Raw genomic sequence first — 24,843 nt, 5'->3', positions numbered from 1 at the left:
ATGGGGGCCTGCCTGCAATGCTAAAAGCCGGTCATCGGGCGGATCTTGGAACCGTCCGTGAAGCGGGAGAAGCGGAACTCATGCGGGTCGACGACCGGCGTACGGTCCATCACGATGTCGGCCATCAGGCGGCCCGCACCAGGGCCGATGCCGAAGCCGTGGCCGGAAAAGCCGGTGGCGACGTGGAATCCGGGAATAGCGTCGATCGCCGAAATGACCGGGATAGCGTCGGGGGTGACGTCCATGCGGCCGCCCCAATGCTGGGCAACTTCGGCCTTGGCGAAGGCAGGAAAAGCGCGGCTGAGCTCGGTGAGCGCCTTTTGTGTCATACGCTTAGATGGTTCAGGATCGAGCACGCGACAATATTCGAAGGGGCTAGCCTCATCAAGCGCCCATGTGCGTGGTTGGCGGGCCTCGTCAAAGAACCGCCAGGAGAGGCGAAAATTGAGTGAGTTCCATTCTTCCAGCAGGGCCGGCAGGAATTGGCGCGCGTAGCGGAACGAATTCGGCACGATGTCGACGATATTTTCGTGGCCTGAGGCGATGCTATAGCCGCCGTCCCGCCGCTTGCGACAGGCAAAGTCCTTTGCCCAGATCGCCTGGTCCGGCCCGCCTTCGAGAGGCTTGGTCCGCAGCACCGAGGCGAGCACCGTGAGTTGGGGCAGGTCGAGGCCGTAAAGGCCGCAGAAGAGGTTCGACCAGGCTCCGCCTGCGAGCACCACAGACGAACAAGCGATCCGGCCGCGTTCGGTGACAACGCCGGAAATTCGGCCGCCCGCCGTCTCGATGCCGCGCACCGCGCATTCGGTCAGGATCGTCGCGCCCTTGTCGCGGGCGGCCTCGGCGATCGCGGGCGCGGCGAGCTGCGGTTCGGCACGGCCATCCGCGGGCGTGTAGAGTGCGCCCTTGACCGGCAATTGCGCCTCCGGGAACATCGCCGCGAATTCCGTCGAATCGAGCATGCGTGCTTCGATCTGCCAGGGTTCGAGATGGCGCGTCCAGTTGCTGTAGTTCTGAACGTCCGTGTCGTTCTCGCAGCAAAAGACGATGCCGGCGCGGGTGTACCCGGTGGGGCGGCCGACGCGCCGGTCGAGATCCTCCCAGATCCGCAGCGACTCGGCCATCAGCGGCACTTCGCGCGGGTCGCGGCGGGAGATCCGGACCCAACCCCAGTTGCGGCTGGACTGCTCCTGCGCGATGCCGCCTTTTTCGCATAAGGCGACACTGACGCCACGCTCGGCCAATTCCAGCGCTGTTGAGACGCCGATAATCCCGCCGCCGATGACGACGACGTCGACCGCCTGCGGCAGGTCGAGATCGCCATGGACGGGAGTGACGAAGGGGCCGGGCATAGTCAGTACTGCTCCTCGAGCTGACAGTTCACAGCAAATTCGGCGACACTCGCCGTGTTCGAAAGGCCGATCAGCATAGCGATGACATCGGCGAGTTCGGATGGATCGGTCAGGCTCGCCTCGTCACGATCGGTCAGCGCGCGCGCCATATCGGTGGCGACGAAACTCGGACAAACGGCGGTGGCGCGGATGCCGCGATGATAGCCGGCCTGACGGATGCCATGAGCGAGCGCCACGGCGGCAAATTTGGTCATGGCATAAAGGCCGGATTTTTCGGATTTCACCCGTTTGCCGGAGAGCGAAGCAAGGATGATTACCCGGCCACGTCCGCTTTCGGCCAAAGGTTCGAACGCAGCCTTCACCAGCCGGCGCGGTGCTTTGACATTGACCGCGAGCATCGTGTCGAGCTCGTCGTCCTCAGCCTCGATCACCGATTTTGGGATCATGATCCCGGCATTGGCGACGATCGCGTCGATCCGGCCGAAGCGCGCCATCGTTTCGGCAACCCAGGCCGCCTCGCTCTTCGCCGTGGCGTCGTAGGCAAACAGGTGCGTTCGGTCGGGATCAGCGAAGTCCGGCAGGACCGGATCGCGCATCCCCAACGAAAGGGCCCAGCCATCTTGCGCCAGCCGCCGCGCGACGGCGGCGCCGATGCCGCGATTGGCGCCGGAAATCAGAGCGGTCGGTTGGCCCGTCATCATGTCATCCCCGTCCACTGTGACTCTTGACGATGCGCCAGTAGATGTTGCGCAACAGGTCGACGACCTGGGCGTATTCGCTATCGGACATGTCGTGGAAGAAAGCGCGGGACTCGCGCACGATCGCACGCACCTCGGCCGCGAGTGTCTCGCCCGCTTCGGTCAAGAACAGCGCCTGCACGCGCCCGTCCTCGGAGTCCGGCTCGCGTCGGACCAGCCCATGGCGCTCCATGCCGTCGAGCACCCGGCCGATGGCTGAGCGGTCCATCATCGCGGCTGCGGCGATCACCGACGGCCGGATGCCGGGATGGCGGCCGATCAAAAAGAGAGCCGTCACCTTGCCGGTCCCGCGCGCGACGTCGAGCCCGTCGAGCCGGGCGTCGAGATCCCGGCTCACGGCGAGATTGAGGCTTCGGATGAAGAAACTCAGCGTATCTTCGAGGACATCGAGATCGACGTCATCGACGCGTGTTACGGTAGACTGTTTGGCGTGGCTTTCGGCTGCCATGGCCGGCTCCAGCATGGACGGTGCGAATTGGCCGTCTGGCGACGTCCACGCATGACGGTTCAAGTACGGCAAAGTGTCATAAATGTAATGGACGATGTCAACTAGTTTTGGATGAGATTTTTATCGTCGAGTATGAGTGCCTGAAAATTGCGCTGAATGAGGACGCCATAAGACGGCGCCCGGCGGTTAGGAGCGCCCTGCGTCTGATCGGACGCGGACAGGACGCTCTCACTCTTTCAATCGACGCTTCGGCCGCCGGCCGGCTTTACGCTGCCCGGTCCCAGCGTCCGCCGGGGATGGCTGCGACGAGCTGGCGGGTGTAATCGTGTTTCGGCGTCTGGAAGACTTCGCTCGGCGGACCGGCTTCCACCGTCTTTCCCCGCTGCATCACCAGCACCGAGTCGCAAATGCGGCTGGCAATCCGCAAATCATGGGTGATGAAAATCATTGCAAGCTTCATCTCGTCCTTGATCTCGGCGAGAAGATCGAGGATCTGCGCCTGCACCGAAACGTCGAGGGCGGAAACGGCTTCGTCGGCGATGATCAGCTCCGGGTCGAACATCAGCGCCCGGGCGATGCCCACCCGCTGGCGCTGGCCGCCGGAAAATTCATGGGGATAGCGCTCGAAGGCCGAGGGCGATAATCCCACCCGCGCCAGCAGCCGCTCGGCCCGCTTTTTCGCCTCGGCGCGCCCCAGCCCGTGCTCCATCGGCCCGCAAGTCAGAATTCGGCCAACGGTCTGCCGCGGGTTGAGCGAAGCGAACGGATCCTGGAAAATCATCTGGATTAACGGGCGGTGGCGGCGAAACTCGGCCTCCGGCATCTTCGCCACATCCTGGCCGTTGAAATGGATGGTCCCGGCCTCGGGATCGAGGATCTTCATCAAAACCCGGCCAAGGGTTGACTTGCCAGAGCCCGACTCGCCGACGATGCCGACGGTCTGGCCTTTGCGCACTTCAATCGCGACGTCGTCGACGGCCGTGACCGTGCGGGACGGCTTCATAAATCCGCCGGCAACGCGGAAGGTCTTCTTCAGCCCGCTTGCCGAGAGCACCACGGGCGTTTGGCTGGCGCCATGAACTGCGGCTTCGCTCATCCGCGGAACTGCCGCAATCAGACCCTGGGTGTAGGGGTGCCGCGGCGTCTGCAGCACGTCGCGTGCCTTGCCTTGCTCCACCAGGTGGCCCTTTTCCATGACGATCACCCGATCGGCGATTTCGGCGACGACACCGAAATCATGGGTGATGAACATGACGCCCATGCCCTTTCGCTGCTGGATCATCCGAATCAGTTCGAGAATCTGGGCTTGGGTCGTCACGTCAAGAGCCGTCGTCGGCTCGTCGGCGATCAGCACCGAGGGTTCGAGCGCCAACGCCATCGCGATCATCACCCGCTGGCGCTGGCCGCCGGACAGGCGGAATGGATATTGTTTCTGGATGAGCTCCGGATTGGGCAGCCCCACCTCGGTGAGGAGTTCAACGACGCGCGCCTGCTTATCAATTTTGCCGTGGCGGCGATGGGCATCGATCACCTCGGCGATCTGGTCGCCGATGGTCATCAGCGGGTTCAGCGCGGAAAGCGGATCCTGAAAGACGATGGAGACGAGCCGTCCGCGCAAGTCCCGCAGCCGAGCCGGAGAGGCATCGAGGAGGTCTTCTCCGTCCAGCCGAATGCGGCCGCTCTGGATGGTCAGCGAGTCCGGCAGCAGTCCCATGATGGCATTGGCGGTGACGGACTTGCCGGAACCGGATTCGCCGACGATGCACAAAGTTTCGGCCGCGGCGAGTTCGAAGCTGATCGCCTCGACGGCAAAATCGCGGTCCATCGCGGCGGGCAGGGCGACGGTCAGATTTTCGACTGTCAGGAGTTTGGCGCCGCTTGGTGAAGCTGTCGGCATCGTGCTGTCCTTTGGGTTTTCTTCTGCCAATGAGAGCGCCCTGCGTCCTATCGGACGCAGACAGGACGCTCTCACTCTCTGGATTGACGCATCGCGCTTACCGAAAATCGGAATCGATTTTCGGCCCGATGCTTTAGTCGATCTGTCCTGACAAAAGCAATTTTCAGGCCATTTCGTCATCAGCCGCACAGGCACGGGCCAGTCCCGTGATCGTCCCTCTTCTGCACGATAATTTCCCCCGTGGGAACGACCGCCGCCCGAAAACCTTCGAGGTCTTCAGGCCGCAGCCGGCATAGGTGGCAGCACGCGAGCCGCGGGGGCGGCTACCCGGCCGGTGATCACATCAGCGCGCCGAGCTGCCAGGGAACGAACTCGTTATCTCCGTATCCCAGCATCTCGCTGGCGGTTGCCGCGCCTGATGCCGCTGCCAGCATCTTCTCGAAAATTCGGGTACCGAGTTCCTCGATGGTCTCCTCGCCGGTGATCACGGTGCCGCAGTCGACATCCATGTCCTCGCTCATGTGCCGGTACATCTCGGAATTGGTGGCAAGTTTCAGCGAGGGGGCGGGCTTGAAGCCGGAGACCGAGCCGCGGCCGGTGGTGAAGCAGACGAGATTGGCGCCGCCTGCGACCTGTCCGGTCACCGCGACCGGATCGTAGCCGGGCGTGTCCATGAAAACGAAGCCATGGTCGCGGACGGTCTCGGCATATTCGTAGACGGCGCGCAGCGGTGTGGTGCCGCATTTGGCGACGGCGCCGAGGGACTTCTCGAGGATCGTCGTCAGACCGCCGGCCTTGTTGCCGAAGGACGGGTTGTTGTCCATCTCCGCGTCGTTGCGGGCGGTGTAGCGTCGCCACCACTCGATCCGCTCCAGCAGCTTCTCGGCCACCTCCGGCCGCTCCGCACGACGGGTGAGGAGATGTTCGGCGCCGTAGATTTCGGGCGTCTCGCTGAGAATCACCGTACCGCCGTTGCGCACCAAAAGGTCGGCGGCATAGCCAAGGCCCGGATTGGCCGAGATGCCGGAATAGCCGTCCGATCCGCCGCATTCCAAGGCTAGAGTCAGGCCTGAGGCCGGAACGTCGCTGCGCCGGGCAGCCCCGACCAGCGGCATCATCGCCTCGACATGGGCGATACCGGCCTCGATCGTCTTGCGGGTGCCGCCGAGCGCCTGGATCGTCATCGTGTGCAGGCGGTCGGATTCGGCAAGGCCCTCGCGCGCCATCAGCGCCGGGATCTGATTGGTCTCGCAGCCGAGCCCGACCATCAGCACGCCGCCGACATTCGGATGGTTGGCGTAGCCGGCAATGGTGCGGGTGAGGTAAGCGTAGCCCTCGGCCTTGGTGTTGAACGCACAGCCGCCGCCATGGACGAGACCGATCACCCCGTCGACGCCCGGATAAGCGTCCATCGCGCCGCGGGCCGAAAAGTGGCCGGCAATGGCGCGCGACACGGTGGCCGAGCAGTTCACCGACGAGATCACGACGATGTAGTTGCGGGTCCCGACGCGGCGGTCCGGGCGCAGATAGCCCTTGAAATGGCGCTGTTCCTCCGGCGGCAGGATATCGACCGGCGCGGCGTCGGCGCCGATGGCGTAGTCGCGTTCGAACTCGCCGACGGCGAGGTTCTCGGTGTGAACATGCTCACCAGGTGCGATGTCGCGGGTCGCAAAGCCGATGATCTGGCCGTATTTCAGCGCCGGCGTGCCGGCCGCGATCGCGCGCACCGCCATCTTGTGGCCGCGCATGATCGCCGTTTTCGGCGCGATGCCTTCGATGGCGCCGTCGGTCTCAGGTTCGATGCGCCGCCGGGCGACGACGACGTTGTCATCGGGGTGCAGCCGGATGGCCGCCGCGACCAGAGGTTCGGGTCTATTCATTCCGCAGGTTCTTTCTGGACGGGGCGCGGCCCGTCCGGTTCGAAAATATCTCTGTCTTCGGCGATCAGTCGCGACATCACCTCGAAAGAGGATTCCAGATGCACGCGCATGGTCAGCTCCGCGAGGTCGGGCCGGCCATGGCAAATGGCATCGACGATCTGGGCGTGTTGGTCGGTGACGCGGTCGAGATGGCCGGGCACGGGGGCCGAGAGCTGGCGCATTCGGTCGAGATCGACCTTGGCCATCATCACGAATCGCCACAGCCGGCCGACGCCGCTCGCCTCGGCGATGGCGCAATGCAGCGCGTTGTCGACCTCGATATATTCACCGAGCCGCTGTTCGGAGACGATCGCGCGCATCTTGGTGACAATGGTCGCCAGTCGGGCATGGATCTCCGGCGTTGCCCGCTCGGCCGCGCGCCGCACGCTCTCCACTTCGAGGGCACGGCGGATGATGAAGCCTTCCTCGGCCATGCGGTAGGAGATCTTGCTGACGATTGTCGCAGAGTGCGGAAAGACTGTTACCAACCCTTCATCGGCGAGCTTTTGGATCGCCTCACGCACCGGTGTGCGTGACACGCCCCACTGCGCAGCGAGGTCTTTTTCGATCAGCAGCGAGCCGGGCTGCATCTCCAGAAGAATGATGGAGCGGCGCAGCATGTGATATATCTGATTGGACTTTTGCTGTCGCTTTGGTTGCACGCCGCGTTCTCTCCCAGGACCAATTTTGGCTGATATTATAGATCTTTGCAACGAAGAAGATTCTGCAATTGACACGGCGATATATCGCCGACATGCTGGCTAATATATTTCTGGCCGGCCAAGCGGGCGACTCCGGTGCATTGTTGACGGTCCCAAACAGTCGACCGCGCGCTCGGCTGCGGCATCGCGGAGGCTATCTCGTGGCACTGATTTCCTATCTCACTCGTATCGAATTCGGCGAAGGTCAGGCGGCGCGTCTCGCTGATCTTCTGGCTGACATCGGCGTCAAACGGCCGCTGATCTGCACCGATCGCGGTCTGGTCGCGACCGGGCTGGTGGAAACGGTGACGGCGCCGATCGCCGATGCGGTGATGTTCGACGGTACGCCGGCCAATCCGACCGAAGCCGCAGTGATGGAGGCCTTTGCGCTTTATGGCGAGCGCGGCTGCGACGGCATTGTCGGCCTTGGCGGCGGATCGTCGCTTGATCTCGCCAAGGCGGTGAGGATCCTCACCGGTCACGAGGCGCCGCTTGGGCAATATGCGGCGGTGAATGGTGGCGTCGCCAAGATTCACGGTCGGATCTGCCCGCTGATCGCCGTGCCGACCACATCCGGCACCGGATCGGAGGTCGGCCGGGCCTCGGTGATCATCACCGCCGACGGCCGCAAGCTTGGTCTTTTGTCGCCGCACAACTTGCCGACGATTGCGCTCTGCGATCCGGAGCTGACCTACGGTCTGCCGGCTGGCCTGACGGCGGCAACCGGCATGGATGCGCTGTCGCACTGTCTCGAAACCTATATGGCGCCGGCTTTCAATCCGCCGGCCGAGGCGATTGCGCTGCACGGGTTGGATTGCGGCCTTGCCGCGATCGAACGGGCCACGGCCGATGGCTCAAACGTCGCCGCGCGGCGCGATATGATGATCTGCGCGCTCGAAGGCGCAATCGCCTTCCAAAAGGGGCTCGGCGCGGTGCACGCGCTGACCCATCCGCTTGGGGCCATCCGTGAGCTGAACTTGCATCACGGCACGCTGAACGCCGTGTTGATGCCGGAAGTGCTGCGCTTCAACCGCGAGAGCATCGGCGCCAAGTGGGATGTGCTGCGCACGCGTATGGGCGGCGAGCCGGACGAGGTCGTTGCGGCCCTCAACAGCCGGATCGGCATGCCGTCCGGGCTGGCGGCCATGGGGGTCACCGAAGCGATGATGGAAACGGTCGCCGACGGCGCCCTCAAGGATCATTGCCACGCGACCAATCCGCGGAAGGCGAGCCGCGCGGAATATCTCGAGATCCTGCGTCGCTCAGCCTGACCTTGCGACAAAAACCGGGGGAGGGCCTGGCGGCATGCTGTCACGGTCATGATGGAGGAGATCATGGGACCGACGAGACGAAGCTTGCTGGGCCTGTGAGTGAGGACAAGGGCGCACGCTGACCCGCCGCGGGTCTCCTGTCTGCGGGTGCGGCGGTTCTCCGTCGGCGTCATTCCGCCCTCGGTGTTCGAATCCAACATGCCGCTTGCCGGCGCGGCGATCGCCTTCTCCACTCGGCTTCTGGCCGTCACCTACGTCGTCATCGGTGCGATCACCGCCGATCGGTTGAGGAAGAATGTCAAAATGGTTCGGCATGGCACTGTCGGAAACGCGTTGGTGAAGTCTCGACGGCGCGGCGGCGAGATGCTGAATTGCAGCATCGGCCCCAAGATTGGCGCGATGTTCAGAGACGGCGCAATGCGCAAAATTGAGAGAGGGAGGCCATCATGCTGAAGAATATCGATCCAATCCTCACCGGCGATCTGTTGGCGATCCTGCGTGACATGGGCCATGGCGACGAGATTGTCATCAGCGACCGCAATTTCCCGTCGACGGCGATCGCGACGCGCCTCGTCCGGATGCCGGGGCTGGATGCTGACCGGGTTGTGCAGGCGATCGTCTCGGTGATGCCGCTCGACGAGTTCGTCCCCAAGCCGGCGATCGCGATGGCATCTCCCGACGGGCGGCCGGCGATCCGCGACGCATTTGATGCGGCGTTGACGCAGGGCCATGGCGGCGCCGTCGAGGTGGAGGAAATTGAGCGCTTCGCCTTTTACGACCGCGCCAAGACCGCCTTTGCGGTGGTCGCCACCGGCGAATCGCGGCTTTACGCCAATTTGATCTTGAAAAAGGGCATCGTTCGGTGATCGACGCCAATCATCACCGTTAACCGGTCGCCCTCGGCGGTCATGGTTGGATGAGCGGCGATCGCGCGCGCCGTCGCGGTCCAGGCGTCCGAGGCCAAGGCTGGCGCCGACGGGTTGGCCGACCGCATTCGCCCCGTCATGCGCCATGGCGCCCAAGTGGAGTCGCTTTCGTGATTGATGGCCCTTGCGGCGGGCAACGGCCAGCGTCTGGCGGGAGAATCGAGCATGGCAATCGGCTCGAGCCGGTAAGAGGCTGTACCGCGCAGCGGGACAAGAGGAGCCCTTTGGCGGGATCTCCGAACCGCGTTGGCATTCCAATACGGTTCAGTATGATTGCAGCCTGGGTCTCGACCGGATCACCGCCGGTCGGCAGGCTTTCGCCGCGATTCGATCGCCGACCGATCGCCGCAGCCGCCCCCAAAGCCGTGCAAAAGATAATTTTCCATATGATTCCAAGGATTTGACCGTTTGTGCCGAACGTTTTTTCGGCATTTCCCGACGCCCCCCCTTTTCATTCATCCAACTGTCGCATACATAGCGCCCATCAACGGCGCCGATGAGGGCGACCGTCGCTGACGCGGGGTGGAGCAGCCCGGTAGCTCGTCAGGCTCATAACCTGAAGGTCAGAGGTTCAAATCCTCTCCCCGCAACCACTGATGCTTGCGATGGCAAGCCATCTCAAACCCCGGCCTCCGCGAGGAAGTCGGGGTTTTTCTTGCCCGCGGCAAATTTAGCGCGCAACTTGAAAAGTCACTGAGCGCAACTTCAAAATAGATCAATTTTGGATGAAAAACCGGTCGGTGAAGACCGATTTAGAGCGTCGGGCGGGAACGCTGAATCGAGATTCCGTTTTTTGCTGAAGTCTGATTCTGTGGTGGTGGAGGTGCGCCATGGGAAAAGCGGTTTCATCAGATTTGCGGCTTCGGATCGTTCGGGGCATTGAGGCAGGCAGTTCGCGTCGGGCGATGGCGGCGCGGTTTGAAGTGGCGCCGTCGACGGCGGTTCGAGTTCAGGCCCGTTATGCGGCAACGGGATCGGTGGCGCCGGCCAAGCAAGGCCGCCCGGCGGGATCGGGCAAGCTCGGCCCCTATCAAGACGCCATCATCGACAAGGTGAAGACCAAGCCGGATATCACCATGCCGGACCTTGCCGCCTGGCTCGAAGCGCAGCATGGGGTGACGGTCGATCCGTCGAACCTGTCCAAGCTGCTTTGCCGGGCGGGGTTCACCTATAAAAAAAACGCTGCTGGCATCGGAGCAAGGACGCTGCGATGTGAAAGCGGCCCGGCGTGAATGGCGTGATCGCCGCCAGCCCTTCATGCGCCGGCAGCCGGGGCGGCTGGTGTTCATCGACGAAACCAGCGTGAAGACCAACATGACGCCGCTGCGCGGCCGCAGCCTTCAGGGCGAAAGACTGCGGGCCGACGCCCCCTTCGGCAGGTGGCAAACGCAGACTTTCATCGCGGGGCTGCGCTGTCATGACCTGATTGCGCCGTCGGTCATCAACGGGGCGATGGACGGCGAGGCGTTCGATCTCTACGTGCGCACCCAATTGGCGCCCTGCCTGTCGCCAGGCGACGTCGTGATCATGGACAATCTGAATGTCCACAAAAGCCCTCGGGCTGCCGAGGCTCTCGCCGAGCGCGGCGCCTGGCGCCTCTTGCTACCGAAATACTCGCCGGACCTGAACCCGATCGAAATGGCTTTCTCCAAGCTCAAAACCCTTCTGCGAAAGGCAAAGGCAAGAACTTCGGGCGACCTATGGCGAGCGCTCGGCGACATTTGCGCGCTGTTCCAGCCAGACGAATGCTGGAATTATCTCAAGGCCGCAGGCTATGTCGCTGATTAATCGCCCGACGCTCTAGGGTGCATTTGACGGTTTGCACTATGGCGTTCGATAGGATGCAGGGCGCTCTATCGCGACGAACCCAGCGTCAGGCAATCAGATCACTGCGGCATCCGCCAGTCTCCGAAGATGTCCAATCGTTTGGTCGAGAGCGCTGCCATCATCGAGCGTCACGAAATGCGCTCGGCGTGGCGTTGTGCGTCGACCGCGGCTTACAGCCGCTCGATGATTTCATCGCGGCCGTCGGCATTGGTTGCGCCATGCCGGAGCAGTGCCGGGACGATGTCGTCGACGCTGTCGATCACCAGCGGCTTCAGCCGCTCGGCCGAATGGAGGAAGCCTTCTTCGGCCATATGCTCGAACAGCCGGGCGAGGGGATCCCAAAAGCCGTCGATATTGGCGATCACCACCGGCTTTTGGTGGCGGCCGAGCTGGCTCCAGGTCATGATCTCGACCAGTTCTTCCAACGTGCCGATGCCGCCGGGCAGTGCGATGAAGGCGTCGGAGCGCTCAAACATCAAGTGCTTGCGCTCGTGCATATCCGCGGTGACGATGAGTTCGTCGAGCCGCTGCAGCTCCCGCTCGGTGGCTTCCATGTCGATCAGGAACTGCGGGATGATGCCGGTGACTTTGCCGCCGGCCGCCAGGACGGCGTCGGAGACGGCGCCCATGATACCCCGGGTGCCGCCGCCATAGACGAGATTGATCCCCGCCTGGCCGAGCTGGGCGCCGAGGCTGCGGGCCGCGGCGATATAGGACGGGCTGCGACCGGGCGAGGAGCCGCAATAGACGCAGGTGGATCGAATCATGCTCATGGTTTCAGAAGGTCCGACGGTGGCAGGCGGAAATCAAGCGCCTTGGCCCTGTTGCGACAGTGCGCACGCAAAAGGTCGCTCTCACCCTTGGAATCGACGTATCGTGCCTTGCCGAAAATCGAGTCCGATTTTCGGGCCGATGCTGGAGACGCGATCACGGTGCGCGCTTGTTATGCGTCCGACCGGACGCACGGCGCGCTAGACCCAGTGGGTGTCCCCATCGGCGACATGCAGCAGCCGGTCATGGGCGATCTCGGCCCGGACCGCCTCCTGACCGTCGACACCCGCATAAAGCGCCAAAAAGCTGCGGGTGATGCCGCCATGGGCAACCAGAATGGTCGGCCGATCAAGCGCCTCGAACACCGGACGGGCCCGCTCGGCCAGCATCGCGTAGGATTCGCCGCCATCACCCGGTGCCACAAATCCCCATTTGTCGGCTTTGCGGCGCTTGATTCCGTCGGCGTCGAAGCCGGCGATCTCATCCATGGTCGAGCCGCCCCAGCTGCCGAAATTCAGCTCCACCAGCCGTGGGTCGGTCTGAAAGCCCTCTGGGTCGAGGCCGATCTCGTCGCGGATGATCCGCATCGTTTCGCGGGCCCGGCCGAGCGGGCTGGCGAGAAAGGCGAATTCGCCGGCGCGCAACCCGATCACATTGCGCAGATAACGGCCGTTGCGGCGGGCCTGCGAACGGCCGAGACTGTTCAGCGGCACCTCGACCTGCCCCTGCAATCGACCCTCGGCATTCCAGTCCGTCTGACCATGCCTCGAGATGAACAATTCCGGCAGGCCGGACAGCGGAGTGAGGGTCATGCTCGGAACCGTTCTGAACTCGTTTACTGGGTGTCCTTGACGACCGAGATGTCCGGTGCGTCGACGGCCTTCATGCCGACCGTGTGGTAGCCGCAGTCGACATGGTGAACCTCGCCGGTCACGCCCTTCGACATGTCGGACAAAAGGTAGAGCGCCGACTGGCCGACCTCCTCGACCGAGACCGAGCGCTTCAGCGGCGCATTATACTCGTTCCACTTCAGGATATAGCGGAAGTCGCCGATCCCGGAGGCGGCGAGCGTCTTGATCGGTCCTGCGGAAATTGCGTTGACGCGGATCGCCTTGTTGCCGAGATCAACCGCGAGATAGCGTACCGAGGCTTCCAGCGCGGCCTTGGCAACGCCCATCACGTTGTAATGGGGCATCACCTTCTCGGCGCCGTAATAGGTCAGCGTCAGGATCGAACCACCGTCCGTCATCAGCTTTTCGGCTCGGGCGGTGATCGCCGTCAGTGAGAACACCGAGATGTCCATGGTCTTGGTGAAGTTGGCCCGGCTCGTCTCGACATAGCGGCCCGTCAACTCGTCCTTGTCGGAAAACGCGATGGCATGGACAACGAAGTCGATCTGACCCCAATGAGCTGCAAGCGTCTCGAACACCGCGTCGATCGTCGACTCGTCGGTCACGTCACAGTGGCCGGCCAGAAGCGCATCCAATTCGCCGGCCAGCGGCTCGACCCGCTTCCTCAACGCATCGCCCTGATAGGTCAAGGCAATCTCCGCCCCGGCATCGGCCAGAGCCTTGGCGATGCCCCAGGCGATCGAACGGTTGTTCGCAACCCCCATGATGAGGCCGCGCTTGCCCTCCATCAGACCGTTCGATGCAGTCATGGCGCGTTGTTCTCCAATGGGTATTGAGACAATTCTTAATGCCGCGGCGGTATGGCACAGAGGGAAGGGGGCTTCAAGCTTCTCACATCTCTCCCGCGCTCGGCCGCGCGGTGAAGTCAGTTCGCCGGCTCTTTGGTGGTGCGCGCGCGCATCAGCGCCTCCAGCTCGCGATCTCCCGTCGGGAGCACGACGTGCGCCTGCACGAACAGGTCGCCACGGCCGCCGTCCTTTGTCGTCAGGCCTTTTCCCTTCAAACGGAAGATCTGACCCGAATTGGTCCAGGCCGGGACGGTGAGTGCGACGCGTCCGTCCAACGTCTCGACCTCGACACGGCCGCCAAGCACGGCGGTGGCAAGCGGGACAGAGACGCTGCCGCGCAGATCCCGGCCGTCGACCTTGAAGCGGGGATGCGGCGCGAAATGGATGGTGATCAGGGCGTCGCCGGGCTCGCCGCCGGGCGCCGGCGAGGCTTGTCCCTGCTTCTTCAGTCGAATCGACTTGCCCTCTTCGACGCCCGCCGGCAGGCTGATCGCCAGCTTTTTTCCAGAGGAGAATGCGACTTCCACCTTTGCGCCGGAAACGATTTCGCTGAGCCCGATCGTCAGTTGAGCGGTGATGTCGGCACCCTTCGGCGCGCCGCCTTTGGTCCCGGAAAAGCCGCCGCGGGCCGACGAGCGCTTGCCGCCGCCGAAGGCGCCTTCGAACAGGCTGGAGAAAATGCTGTCGGCGTCGAGGTTTTCGGCTGAGGCGCGATAGTCGTAACCGCCTGGATTCGCGCGTGCGCCACCACTTGTAAATGGGCCCCGCCCGCCAAACGGATCGCCGCCGGCAAAGCCTTGAAATTTCGCTTTGCCTTCGGCGTCGATCTCTCCACGATCGAACTGTCCGCGTTTGTCCTTGTCGCCGAGGATCTCATAGGCCTGATTGGCCTCATTAAAGCGGGTCGCTGCGTTCGGATCGTTGGCGTTGGCGTCCGGGTGATATTTCTTCGCTAGCTTGCGAAAGGCCGACTTGATCTCCTTGTCGCTCGCCGACTTCGAGACGCCGAGGACTGAATAGGGATCGCGCATAGGCTGTCAGTTCCTTCAGGATAGCATGAACCAGGATGGCATAATTGGATCGGTTCGACGCGCGAGCGCCGCCTTCATGGCACCTATATGATCGCGGATGGAACGAAATTGAAGGTTGTTGCCTCATTCGGCCATCATTTCGCGCGGCTTTTCTGATGGTTGGCGCCGCTCGTGCCATGTCGAGCCGGGCGATCAGCTTTTGGCGAACTCGAGCAATGCCCATTGGCCAGCGCCGGCGGTGCAAGCCCGGCCACGATAAAGCGCGATCCCGTCAAAACGTTGGCGCGAGGTCTCGAAGTTGCGGCAGATATTCTCGCCGTCACGAAACTGGTTGAGGTCCGAAATCACGCCGCTCGATCCGGTTTCCGGGTTGGACCAGGCAAACCGCCTCGATCCGCTCGCGATGTCGGCGGAGGATACGGCGTTGCGTACGATCATTCGATCTGATTCGGTCACCGTATCGGCTTTTGTCGGCGGGGTGGCGATCGACCCGGTCACGGTCTGGTCGAGCGACAATGTCTGCTCGATCGTCGGGCCGGCGACGACACAGCCCTGCACGCCCAGAAAAACCGCCAGGACGCAGATTGTCTTGTATCCCAGCATGGTTCTCATATGACGTTGATTCCGCCGAATCGACGCGTGTGCGCACAGTCCAATACGAGGCACAACATGGCAGAAGAAAACTTAAAACTCGATGAAACCACCGTAGGCTCAGACCCGCTCGCGCTCTTTGCGAGCTGGCTCGACGAAGCTTTCGCCAGCGAACCGAACGACGCCAACGCGCTGTCGCTCGCAACGGTCGACGGAAGCGGATTGCCGGACGTCCGCATGGTACTCCTGAAGGACTTCGATTCGCGAGGATTTGCCTTCTACACCAATTTCGAAAGCGCCAAGGGGCGACAGATCCTCGCAAGCCAGAAGGCTGCGATGTGCTTTCACTGGAAGAGCCGACGGCGTCAGGTTCGCTTGCGGGGCCCGGTTGTCGTGGTCGCTGATGATGAAGCCGATGCCTATTACGCCAGCCGTCCGCGCGGCAGCCGGATCGGTGCCTGGGCGTCGGAGCAGTCGCGCCCGCTGGAAAGCCGCGCGGTCCTCGAAGCGGCGGTTGCGCGCTACACCGACCAATTCGGCGAGGGCGATATCCCGCGTCCGACCCGTTGGTCAGGCTTTCGGCTGCAGCCCTTGTCAATCGAATTTTGGCAGGATGGCGCCTATCGCCTGCACGACCGGATCGCCTTCACCCGCGCCGTCCTCGATGACGTCTGGAGCATCGCGCGCCTTTACCCTTAAAACTTGCCCCCTGCGCTGTGCCGCTCTCTTGGGGAGGTGTCGCAGCGCGACATGCCCGCGAACGTTGAAGCACGTTGCCAGCGCCGCGCTCTTTCGTGTATGTCAGACGGATCGCGCGTAGAGGAGGGTCGCCGTGGCAAAGGAAACGCACATCGACATGTCGCATGCTGCCGAGATGGACTATCCGGAGCATGAAAAGACTTACGCTCTCTTCCTGACTTTGTTCAAATGGGGCACGGTCGCGGTCGTCGGGATTCTTCTCGGCATGATGGTCGGATTGGTCATCGGCGGTGGCATCCTTGCGTCCGTCCTCGTCTTTCTCTTGACAATCGCCATTGGTTATTTCGCGCTGCGGTAACGTCACGATTCGACAATCTGTGTCGATTTTCGGCGAGCCACAACGCCTCAGATCGAGAGCATGATTGCTCGCGCTGAAAAGCTGGGGGCGGTCGTTGTGCGTCGAATCGGGTGGGCATGCGGCGCCGAGGGCGGCGCATGGCGCTGTTCTGCCGATCGGGCCTGTCGAGACAACAACGGCGTCGGGGGGAGAGCCGGGGATGAGGATCTTCGTTCCAAAGGAGCGATCGGATGGGGAGACGCGTGTCGCCGCGTCGCCGGACACGATCAAGAAGCTCATCGGCCGCGGCGCCGAAATCATTATCGAAAGCGGGGCGGGCGAAGGCTCACGGATCCCCGACGCGGCGTTCCGAGCGGGGGGAGCCTCGATCGGCGACGCCGCGGGAGCAGCTTCGGCTGACGTGATCCTCAAGGTTCAACGACCGACCGGCGAGGAGCTTCAAACCTATTCGCGCGGCACCGTCGTGCTGGCGATGATGGATCCATTCGGCCATGACGACGCGCTGCGGGCGATGGCCGAGACGGGGATCATGGCCTTTGCCATGGAGCTGATGCCTCGCATCACCCGCGCCCAGGTGATGGACGTTCTGTCCTCCCAGGCTAACCTGGCCGGATACCGTGCGGTGATCGACGCCGCCCACGAATTCGATCGTGCCTTTCCGATGATGATGACCGCCGCCGGCACGGTGCCCGCCGCGCGTGTCTTTGTCATGGGGGCCGGCGTCGCCGGCCTGCAGGCGATTGCGACCGCCCGGCGGCTCGGCGCGGTGGTAACCGCGACCGACGTGCGCCCGGCCGCCAAGGAACAGGTGGAATCGCTCGGCGCCAAATTCATCGCGGTCGAGGACGACGAGTTCAAGGCGGCCGAAACCGCCGGCGGCTACGCCAAGGAAATGTCGAAAGCGTATCAAGCCAAACAGGCCGAACTCGTCGCCTCGCATATCGCCAAGCAGGATATCGTCATCACCACCGCGCTGATCCCGGGCCGGCCGGCGCCGCGGCTGGTTTCCAGGGCGATGGTCGAATCGATGCGCTCCGGCTCGTTGCTGGTCGATCTCGCCGTCGAGCGCGGCGGCAATGTCGAAGGCGCGGTCGCCGGCAAAATCGTCGATGCCGGACCCGCGCGGATTATCGGACACGCCAACGTGCCCGGCCGGGTCGCGGCGAGCGCCTCGCTGCTTTACGCCAAGAACCTCTCGGCCTTTCTCGAAACCATGATCGCCACGGAATCTGGCGCGCTGGCGATCGACTTCGACGACGCGCTGGTGGCGGCAACGCTTCTCACGCGCGACGGCAAGGTTGTGCATCCGCAATTTGCGGCGGACAGCGGCGACAACGCGAGCGGGGCTGGTGACAAGACCGGGGGAGGCGAATGATGGACACAACCAACGCGAAAGCCGTGCTGCAACAGCTCAACGATGCGAGCGCCGCCCTCCGCGATGCCCGCAGCGGCGTGGAAAAGATGATCGGCGAGCGGCTCGGCGAGGCGGCGACGACCGCTGGCCATGCCGCCTCCAGCGTCGATCCCTTCGTCTTTCACTTTGCCATTTTCATCCTGGCGATCTTCGTTGGATACTATGTGGTATGGTCAGTGACTCCAGCCCTTCATACCCCGCTGATGTCGGTGACCAATGCGATCTCGTCGGTGATCATTGTCGGCGCGCTTCTGGCGGTCGGTCTCTCGGCCTCGGGTCTGGCGACCACCTTCGGTTTCGTCGCTCTGATCCTCGCCTCGGTGAATATCTTTGGCGGCTTCCTCGTCACCCAGCGCATGCTGGCCATGTACAAGAAAAAGCAGAAGTGAGGCGCTAGCCATGTCCGAAAGCGCAGCCGCCTTCTTCTATCTCGTCTCCGGCGTCCTCTTCATCCTCGCCCTTCGGGGCTTGTCTCACCCCGCCACCAGCCGTCAGGGCAATCTGTTGGGCATGGTGGGGATGGGCATCGCCATCCTGACGACGCTGTTTCTCGCCGGTCCGTCCTTCGGCGGGCTGGTTCTGATCATTCTCGGGATCGCGATCGGCGGCACCATCGGCGCGGTGATCGCCAAGCGCATTGCGATGACGGCGATGCCGCAGCTCGTTGCCGCCTTCCATTCGCTGGTCGGTCTTGCCGCCGTGATGGTCGCGGCCGCGGCGCTCTACGCGCCGGAGTCGATGGGCATCGGCACCGTTGGCGCCATCCACGGCGAAGCATTGGTCGAGATGTCGATCGGCGTTGCCATCGGTGCCATCACCTTCACCGGCTCGGTCATCGCTTTCCTCAAGCTCGATGGACGGATGAGCGGAAAGCCGATCATGCTGCCCTCCCGCCACGCCATCAACCTCGCCCTTGCCGTCTTGCTGGTCGCGTTGGTTATCGGGTTCGCGGCGTCCGAAAGCCACGTCCTTTTCTGGCTGGTGATCCTGGTATCGCTGGCGCTCGGCGTCTTGTTGATCATCCCGATCGGCGGCGCCGATATGCCAGTCGTCGTGTCGATGCTGAACTCCTATTCCGGCTGGGCGGCGGCGGGCATCGGCTTCACGCTGCAGAATCTCGCGCTGATCATCACCGGCGCGTTGGTCGGCTCGTCCGGCGCGATCCTCTCCTACATCATGTGCAAGGGGATGAACCGGTCCTTCATCTCGGTGATTCTCGGCGGCTTCGGTGGCGATGCCGGCCCGGCGGGCGGCGAGGACATGGACGACCGGACGGTCAAGCAGGGCTCGGCCGAGGATGCTGCCTATCTGATGGTAAATGCCAACAAGGTGATCATCGTCCCGGGCTACGGCATGGCGGTGGCCCAGGCTCAACATCCGCTGCGTGAAATGGCCGATCGCCTGAAAGAAGCGGGCGTCGAGGTCAAATACGCGATCCATCCGGTGGCAGGCCGCATGCCCGGGCACATGAACGTGCTCTTGGCCGAGGCAAATGTGCCTTATGACGACGTCTTCGAGCTCGAGGACATCAATTCCGAGTTTACCCAGTCCGACGTGGCCTTCGTTATCGGCGCCAATGACGTGACCAACCCAGCGGCCCGTGACGACAAGTCCTCGCCGATCTACGGCATGCCGATCCTCAACGTCGATCAGGCCCAGACCTGCCTCTTCGTCAAGCGCTCCCTCGGCTCTGGCTATGCCGGCATCGACAACACCCTGTTCTACAAGGACAACACAATGATGCTCCTGGCCGATGCCAAGAAAATGGTCGAGGACATCGTCAAGGCGCTGGATCACTGAAACAGCCGGACGTCACGGCCGCTGCGCAGCGACCGTCGCGACGGTCAAGGGTCTGATCGGACCAACCAAACAAAAAAAGCGGGCCCGAAGCCCGCTTTTTTGTTGCCCTGCGATTTTCAGGATCGCTGGGCGGAGGGTCTGCGGGATCTCGTCCCGCGCTGCTCCCCAATCGACTGAGGCGCCACCTGCACTTTTTAATAAGCCTTCGGGCCCGGCCGTAGAGCGGAATGCGATAAACTGGAATCGCCATTCCGCTCTAAGCCATTGTTTTGCCGCATGATGTGACCCGAAAAGTCATGCAACTTTTCGGCACCATGCTCTAGCGGCCGAGCCCGAAGAGTCTTAGAAAAAACTGCGGCGGGCCCACCATCCCGTGCGGCGCGGTTTGCCTTCACCATCTTCCGGCGCATCGGCGCCGGTCGAGGAGGTGACCACCGGATCCTTGCGCTCGGCCGGAACCGGCGTATCGTCATTGGCCGCAGGCTGTTCGTCGGGTGCGTCCGCGCCAGCCGTGCCAGGCGCAATCTCTTCGGCCGCATCGCTGCCGGCTTCGACGTCGCTGGACGGCTCATCGGCCGGTGCGGTGGGGGCCTCTCCAGCGGCGGCGTCATCCGCCGACACGATCGGAACGGACACCGCCTCGGGCGCCGGAACGAGCGTTTCGGTCTCGCCCTTTTCGTCGCCATCGCTGGGCGCCGCGGCCGTTACGCCGTCTTCGACCACGACTGCCTCCGACGCTGCGACGACGGTCTCCGCATCGTCCGCGCTGGTGTCCGCGTCAGGCTGAGCGGCCTTCGCAGCAACGGTATCCTCGCTTGGCTCGTCGGCTTGGCCCTCGGCCTCGCTGCCATCCTCGCGATGGCGACGGCCGCCGCGGCGGCCTCGCCGGCGCCGACGCGAGCCGCGATCGCCATTGTCGCCGTCACCTTCGTCATTGTCGTCGCTGGCGTCTTCGGCGGTATCCGTTTCGTCCGGGCTGTCTGCGCCGTCAGCATCATCGCTCTCAGCGCTCTCGTCGAATGGCTGATCCTGCGACGCAGTCTCGTCACTTTCGCCGCCCCGATCGCCGCGCCGCTTGCGCCGGCGGCGCCGACGGCGCTTGCCGTTGCCGTCGCCGCTCTCGTCCTTCTGCTCGTCGAGAGAGGGAGCGTCGACCTCGATTGCCTCGGCTTCGATCTCGTCATCGGCCGCGACCGATTCCGGCGTCGCGATCGCAGCACGCAGGATCGGCTGCTCGGCCAGCGCACCGTGCTCGATCGCCACCGCCTGGTGGCCGGCGGTCTCGTCGGCCTCAATGGTGACTCTCAGGCCATAATGCTGCTCGATCTCGTCGATCCGCTTGCGCTTCTCGTTGAGCACGTACAGCGCGGTCGCGGTCGGCACCTTGACGATCAGATCGTGATTGGCGTGCTTCTGCAGATGCTCCTCGATATTGCGCAGCACATGCAGCGCCAACGAAGAGGACGAGCGGATATGGCCGGTGCCGCCACAGGTCGGGCAGGGCTGCATGGTGGATTCGAGCACGCTGGCGCGAATGCGCTGACGGCTCATCTCGAGCAGGCCGAAATGCGAGATCTTGCCAACCTGGATGCGCGCGCGATCGTTCTTCAGGCAGTCCTTCAGCTTTTTCTCGACGGATCGATTGTTGCGCTTTTCCTCCATGTCGATGAAGTCGATCACGATCAGGCCGGCGAGATCGCGCAGGCGAAGCTGCCGCGCGACCTCCTCGGCCGCCTCCAGATTGGTCTGGAACGCCGTGTCTTCGATCGAATGCTCCTTGGTGGAGCGGCCGGAGTTGACGTCGATGGCGACCAGCGCCTCGGTCTGGTTGATGATGATGTAGCCGCCGGACTTCAGGGTCACATGCGGTTGCAGCATCTTGTCGAGCTGCCCCTCGATCCCCTGGCGGGCGAAGATCGGCGTCGGATCGCGATAAGGCTGGACGACCTTTGCCTGGCTCGGCATCAGCATCCGCATGAAGTCTTTGGCTTCGCGGTAGCCGCCGTCACCGGCAACCAGGATCTGGTCGATGTCCTTATTGTATAGGTCGCGGATCGAGCGCTTGATCAGGCTGCCTTCCTCGTAGACGAGGGCAGGGGCGATCGACGACAGGGTGACGGTACGCACGGTCTCCCACAGCCGCATCAGATATTCGTAGTCGCGCTTGACCTCGGCCTTGGTGCGGTTGGCACCGGCCGTGCGCAAGATGATCCCCATGCCACGCGGCACTTCGAGATCGCGCACGACCTCCTTCAACCGCTTGCGGTCGGCCGCATTGGTGATCTTGCGCGAAATGCCGCCGCCACGCGCGGTGTTCGGCATCAGGACGGAGTAACGACCGGCCAGCGACAGATAGGTCGTGAGCGCCGCGCCTTTGTTGCCGCGTTCTTCCTTGACGACCTGGACGAGCAGGATCTGGCGGCGCTTGATCACCTCCTGGATCTTGTACTGCTTGCGCGGCCGAGCCTGGCGGACCGGCACCTCTTCCATCGCGTCCTCGGAGCCGATCTCGTCGATCTCCTCCGGCTCGCTGTCGTCGTCGTCGCCGTCCGCATCGGCTTCCTTGGCGCGGCTACGAGAGCGGCGGCTGCGGCGCGACTTGCGCGGCGAGCCGGCGTCGTCGCCGGTGTCGGACGCCTCGACCGCCTCACCGTCGCCGGCCTCGGCATCGCTATCGCCGCTCCCGACCGTCAAGCCGGTGTCGTCGTCGCCCATCGCCTCGGCCGCGTCTGCGTCGACGACGCTCTCACGCGGCGCCGCAGCGTCGTCATCGCGGGGCGCAACCGCATCGTCCTCGACCGTCACGGCCTCGGAGATCGTCTCGGCGTCCTCGCGATCGGCTGCCTTCGAACGCGGCTTGCCGCGGCCGCGGCCGCTACGGGCGCTCGGCTTCGGCTTCGGCTCGTCCGCGTCGTCATCCTCGTCGCCGCGGGCCATTTCCTCGGCGAGCAGCGCCTCACGGTCGGCCTTGGGGATCTGGTAGTAGTCCGGATGGATCTCGGAAAAGGCCAGGAAGCCGTGGCGGTTGCCGCCATATTCGACAAAGGCGGCCTGCAGCGACGGTTCGACTCGCGTCACCTTGGCGAGATAGATATTTCCCTTGAGTTGCTTTTTGTGTTCGGATTCGAAATCGAACTCTTCGATCCGGCTACCGCGGACGACGACGACGCGCGTCTCTTCCGGGTGGGACGCATCGATCAACATTTTGTTTGCCATGCAACGACTCCCCGGCGCTCGCGCAGGGGACACGCGTTCGGCATTTGACGGCCTGGCGGTGCTGATAGGGGCGCGAGCCCGAATGGGTCGCGTCTTGGAACCGCCCCTCGACGATCCGCGAGAGATGCCCGGCCGCGGCAACGCGGGCACTGGACAAAGGCAAGCAGAAAATATCGGACAGGGACGGCAACAACGCGACCTTATAACAACAGGTGACCGCCTGAGCGGCCGATGAAACGCTTCGCCTGCGCCTCCGTGTCTCGGATCGCGCAGTTGGAACGATGAAGAATGCCGATCGCAGCCTTTGATCTGCGGCCTCGGCGAAAAACCTCGACTGGAGGCAGGGCATCGGGACAAAACAGCGCCGCCGGGCCGACCTGATCTCGCGAATAACGAATTCGCCGTCTCGCGATCGGTGGTCGATGTTCTTGCCGGAAACGGAAGTTTCCCGACACCTCGGACCTCACCATTGCTTTTATGACGGGATATTGAGCATGACAAGAGCGATGCCGCTTCGGCAGGCGTTGATCAGTGTCGCGCCCGAGCTTCAGGCAAGGCTGCGCGGTTATCGCAAAGGTGAAGTTGTTGCGGCCACCATCGCCAGACGCCGTCTGAATCGTGTTGTAGGACAAGGGCCTGACGGAGTGATGCGGTTACGGCTGCGCGCCGTCCAGGGCTTGCTGGATTCGGCGTTCGCTGTGGTATGGCCGCCGCGTTGTGTCACGCCGAACACGCCGCAAGACCGCCACGGCGCCCTGGGAAGACTTGGGAATGATCGCTGACCGCCGAATCGCCAGCTTCGTCGCCGCCTTGTGTCTGGCGATGTTTGCAGCGCTTGCACCGAGCGTTGCCGCGTCTGCTCAGGACCGGGTGATCACCGCCGTCGAGCCGAAGCTGGACAATGGCGGTCTGGCGATCCGCTTCACACTGACCGCCAAAGCGCCGGTGCACAGCTTTTCCTTGCGGAATCCGGATCGGATCGCCATCGATTTCGACGATACGCTGCCGGCGGTCCATCTCGGCGAACTGCCGGAGAACCCGCTGGTCCAGTCGATCCGCCACGGCATGGTCTCCGCCGATCGCTACAGGGTAATCTTTCGGCTGAAGGAGCGGGCGATCGGGCGCGTTGTCGAAAGCACGGCGGACGATCAAGCGATCGTCGATCTGATGATCGCGCCCGCCAAGGACAAGGCCGGCGAGCGCCAGAAGCGCGCCACGTCACGTCTGGACGCCGCGGTCGATCAGGCCGGCGCCGGCGCGAGCGCGGCCAAGCCGAAAGGGCCCCGGCCTCTCCTGATCGTTCTCGACCCTGGCCATGGCGGCATCGATGAAGGCGCAGTGTCGCCCTCCGGCACCAAGGAAAAGGACATCAATCTCGAAAACGCCCGAATGCTGGCGACCAAGCTCGAACGCTACCCCAATGTCGAGGTAAAACTCACCCACGATACTGACGTGTTCGTTCCGCTTGAAGCGCGGGCGGCGATGGCGCGCAAGCTGAACGCCGACCTGTTTCTATCCATCCACGCCGATTCGATTCATTATACGAGTTTGCGCGGCGCAACGGTCTATACACTGTCCGAAAAGGCGTCGGACGCGCTCTCGAGCCAGATCGCGGCGACCGAAAACGCATCCGACCGCTTCGCGCCGGACGGGTTTCAGGCGAGCACGCCGGAGATCTTCGATATCCTCCTCGACCTCACGCGGCGCGAGACGGTAAGCTTTTCGGAGCATTTCGCCGCCTCGCTCGTCGCCGATCTGAAGAAAAACGACATCGACCTCATCAACCGGCCGAAGCGCGCGGCGGGGTTTCGCGTGCTGAAGTCGCCGGACGTGCCGTCGGTGTTGCTCGAGATGGGGTTTCTCTCCAATGCCAAGGACGAGACGCTGCTGAAGGACGACGACTGGCGCAATAAAATCACATCGGCAATCGCCGAATCGATCATCCGGTTTTTTCGCGGCGGTAAAGCCGATGCGCTCCGCAAGGCCGAAGCGAAATGAAGCGAAATGAAGCGAAATCGCTTTGAAAAACCGAGCAATGCGGTGGTTTGTTGATTTTCCTCTTGGCTCGCCGAGCCATTCGGGGCATTTCGGCCCTTAAGAAAGACTTGACGCCGTCATGAAAATTTGTGGTGGCTCGGCAAATTTCGCGTCGCGAGCATGACGGA

General features: G+C 63.3%; 23 protein-coding genes and 1 tRNA gene. 11 read left to right on the top strand and 13 right to left on the bottom strand.

The features are described from left to right. Positions 1-20 precede the first annotated feature (20 nt). The 6 genes from J1C48_RS09785 to J1C48_RS09760 all read right to left on the bottom strand — a co-directional run bounded on the left by J1C48_RS09785 (position 21) and on the right by J1C48_RS09760 (position 7,111). Positions 21-1,352, bottom strand: coding sequence for an NAD(P)/FAD-dependent oxidoreductase (locus J1C48_RS09785; protein WP_207257660.1), 1,332 nt, complete (start codon positions 1,350-1,352; stop codon positions 21-23). Between the two features lie 2 nt (positions 1,353-1,354). Further along, entirely contained in the window at positions 1,355-2,050 is a 696-nt protein-coding gene (locus J1C48_RS09780; RefSeq protein ID WP_207257782.1) for an SDR family NAD(P)-dependent oxidoreductase, read from the bottom strand. A gap of 4 nt (positions 2,051-2,054) precedes the next feature. Then, positions 2,055-2,558 (bottom strand): MarR family winged helix-turn-helix transcriptional regulator, encoded by a 504-nt coding sequence (locus J1C48_RS09775; protein ID WP_207257659.1) that lies wholly within the window; start codon positions 2,556-2,558, stop codon positions 2,055-2,057. Between the two features lie 265 nt (positions 2,559-2,823). Then, complete coding sequence (locus tag J1C48_RS09770) at positions 2,824-4,455, bottom strand: ABC transporter ATP-binding protein (RefSeq protein WP_207257658.1); 1,632 nt, start codon at positions 4,453-4,455, stop codon at positions 2,824-2,826. A gap of 338 nt (positions 4,456-4,793) precedes the next feature. Then, a complete protein-coding gene (locus J1C48_RS09765; RefSeq protein ID WP_207257657.1) occupies positions 4,794-6,335 on the bottom strand; it encodes a UxaA family hydrolase in 1,542 nt (513 codons plus the stop codon). Then, complete coding sequence (locus tag J1C48_RS09760; protein WP_343217691.1) at positions 6,332-7,111, bottom strand: GntR family transcriptional regulator; 780 nt, start codon at positions 7,109-7,111, stop codon at positions 6,332-6,334. The genes J1C48_RS09765 and J1C48_RS09760 overlap by 4 nt, the downstream gene beginning before the upstream one ends. Positions 7,112-7,236: 125 nt before the next feature. Here J1C48_RS09760 and J1C48_RS09755 point away from each other — a divergent pair, with 125 nt between their 5' ends. From J1C48_RS09755 to J1C48_RS09735, 5 genes are all read left to right on the top strand, one after another. Then, positions 7,237-8,346, top strand: coding sequence for an iron-containing alcohol dehydrogenase (locus J1C48_RS09755; protein WP_207257656.1), 1,110 nt, complete (start codon positions 7,237-7,239; stop codon positions 8,344-8,346). Between the two features lie 198 nt (positions 8,347-8,544). Next, on the top strand, positions 8,545-8,799 hold the full coding sequence (locus J1C48_RS09750; protein ID WP_207257655.1) for a hypothetical protein: 255 nt from the start codon (positions 8,545-8,547) through the stop codon (positions 8,797-8,799). Continuing rightward, positions 8,793-9,212 carry an RbsD/FucU family protein gene (locus tag J1C48_RS09745; protein ID WP_207257654.1) on the top strand — a complete coding sequence of 140 codons (420 nt, stop codon included), beginning with the start codon at positions 8,793-8,795 and terminating at the stop codon, positions 9,210-9,212. Before J1C48_RS09750 ends, J1C48_RS09745 begins: the two co-directional genes overlap by 7 nt. A 576-nt stretch (positions 9,213-9,788) precedes the next feature. Further along, a tRNA-Met gene (locus J1C48_RS09740) sits at positions 9,789-9,865 on the top strand. Between the two features lie 237 nt (positions 9,866-10,102). After that, a protein-coding gene (locus tag J1C48_RS09735; protein WP_207257653.1) for an IS630 family transposase occupies positions 10,103-11,060 on the top strand; the annotation gives its coding sequence in 2 pieces (ribosomal slippage) (positions 10,103-10,444 and positions 10,446-11,060; 957 coding nt in all). Positions 11,061-11,269: 209 nt separating this feature from the next. Here the strand turns inward: J1C48_RS09735 and J1C48_RS09730 are convergent. From J1C48_RS09730 to J1C48_RS09710, 5 genes are all read right to left on the bottom strand, one after another. After that, positions 11,270-11,872 (bottom strand): LOG family protein, encoded by a 603-nt coding sequence (locus J1C48_RS09730; RefSeq protein WP_207257652.1) that lies wholly within the window; start codon positions 11,870-11,872, stop codon positions 11,270-11,272. Between the two features lie 198 nt (positions 11,873-12,070). Then, positions 12,071-12,682: a histidine phosphatase family protein gene (locus J1C48_RS09725; RefSeq protein ID WP_207257651.1), complete on the bottom strand. Its 612-nt coding sequence runs from the start codon at positions 12,680-12,682 to the stop codon at positions 12,071-12,073. Between the two features lie 23 nt (positions 12,683-12,705). Then, positions 12,706-13,530: an enoyl-ACP reductase FabI gene (gene fabI / locus J1C48_RS09720; protein WP_207257650.1), complete on the bottom strand. Its 825-nt coding sequence runs from the start codon at positions 13,528-13,530 to the stop codon at positions 12,706-12,708. A gap of 116 nt (positions 13,531-13,646) precedes the next feature. Continuing rightward, a complete protein-coding gene (locus tag J1C48_RS09715; RefSeq protein WP_207257649.1) occupies positions 13,647-14,600 on the bottom strand; it encodes a DnaJ C-terminal domain-containing protein in 954 nt (317 codons plus the stop codon). A gap of 192 nt (positions 14,601-14,792) precedes the next feature. Next, entirely contained in the window at positions 14,793-15,203 is a 411-nt protein-coding gene (locus J1C48_RS09710; protein ID WP_207257648.1) for an RT0821/Lpp0805 family surface protein, read from the bottom strand. A gap of 66 nt (positions 15,204-15,269) precedes the next feature. Between J1C48_RS09710 and pdxH the strand changes: the two genes are divergently transcribed. From pdxH to J1C48_RS09685, 5 genes are all read left to right on the top strand, one after another. After that, the gene (gene pdxH, locus J1C48_RS09705) at positions 15,270-15,890 is read left to right on the top strand and encodes a pyridoxamine 5'-phosphate oxidase (protein WP_207257647.1); all 621 of its coding nucleotides are present in this window, start codon (positions 15,270-15,272) and stop codon (positions 15,888-15,890) included. A gap of 133 nt (positions 15,891-16,023) precedes the next feature. Further along, positions 16,024-16,248, top strand: a complete 225-nt coding sequence (locus tag J1C48_RS09700; protein WP_231081687.1) for an aa3-type cytochrome c oxidase subunit IV — start codon at positions 16,024-16,026, stop codon at positions 16,246-16,248. 199 nt (positions 16,249-16,447) lie between these two features. Continuing rightward, positions 16,448-17,623 (top strand): Re/Si-specific NAD(P)(+) transhydrogenase subunit alpha, encoded by a 1,176-nt coding sequence (locus J1C48_RS09695; RefSeq protein WP_207257646.1) that lies wholly within the window; start codon positions 16,448-16,450, stop codon positions 17,621-17,623. Further along, entirely contained in the window at positions 17,623-18,051 is a 429-nt protein-coding gene (locus J1C48_RS09690; RefSeq protein ID WP_207257645.1) for a proton-translocating transhydrogenase family protein, read from the top strand. Before J1C48_RS09695 ends, J1C48_RS09690 begins: the two co-directional genes overlap by 1 nt. Positions 18,052-18,061: 10 nt before the next feature. Next, on the top strand, positions 18,062-19,462 hold the full coding sequence (locus tag J1C48_RS09685) for an NAD(P)(+) transhydrogenase (Re/Si-specific) subunit beta (protein ID WP_207257644.1): 1,401 nt from the start codon (positions 18,062-18,064) through the stop codon (positions 19,460-19,462). 342 nt (positions 19,463-19,804) lie between these two features. Here the strand turns inward: J1C48_RS09685 and J1C48_RS09680 are convergent, their stop codons facing one another. Together J1C48_RS09680 and J1C48_RS09675 are read right to left on the bottom strand one after the other, a co-directional pair. Beyond that, positions 19,805-22,678 (bottom strand): Rne/Rng family ribonuclease, encoded by a 2,874-nt coding sequence (locus J1C48_RS09680; protein ID WP_207257643.1) that lies wholly within the window; start codon positions 22,676-22,678, stop codon positions 19,805-19,807. Positions 22,679-22,878: 200 nt separating this feature from the next. Further along, positions 22,879-23,310, bottom strand: a complete 432-nt coding sequence (locus tag J1C48_RS09675) for a hypothetical protein (RefSeq protein ID WP_207257642.1) — start codon at positions 23,308-23,310, stop codon at positions 22,879-22,881. A gap of 139 nt (positions 23,311-23,449) precedes the next feature. On the opposite strand from J1C48_RS09675, the gene J1C48_RS09670 reads away from it, so the two are divergent. Next, on the top strand, positions 23,450-24,676 hold the full coding sequence (locus J1C48_RS09670; RefSeq protein ID WP_207257641.1) for an N-acetylmuramoyl-L-alanine amidase: 1,227 nt from the start codon (positions 23,450-23,452) through the stop codon (positions 24,674-24,676). Positions 24,677-24,843: the final 167 nt, after the last annotated feature.

Source organism: Jiella flava, from assembly GCF_017349315.1.
In the GTDB taxonomy this organism is placed as follows: domain Bacteria; phylum Pseudomonadota; class Alphaproteobacteria; order Rhizobiales; family Rhizobiaceae; genus Jiella; species Jiella flava.
Note: the sequence above shows the minus strand (reverse complement) of the source record. Positions and strands in the feature narration are given on the sequence as shown.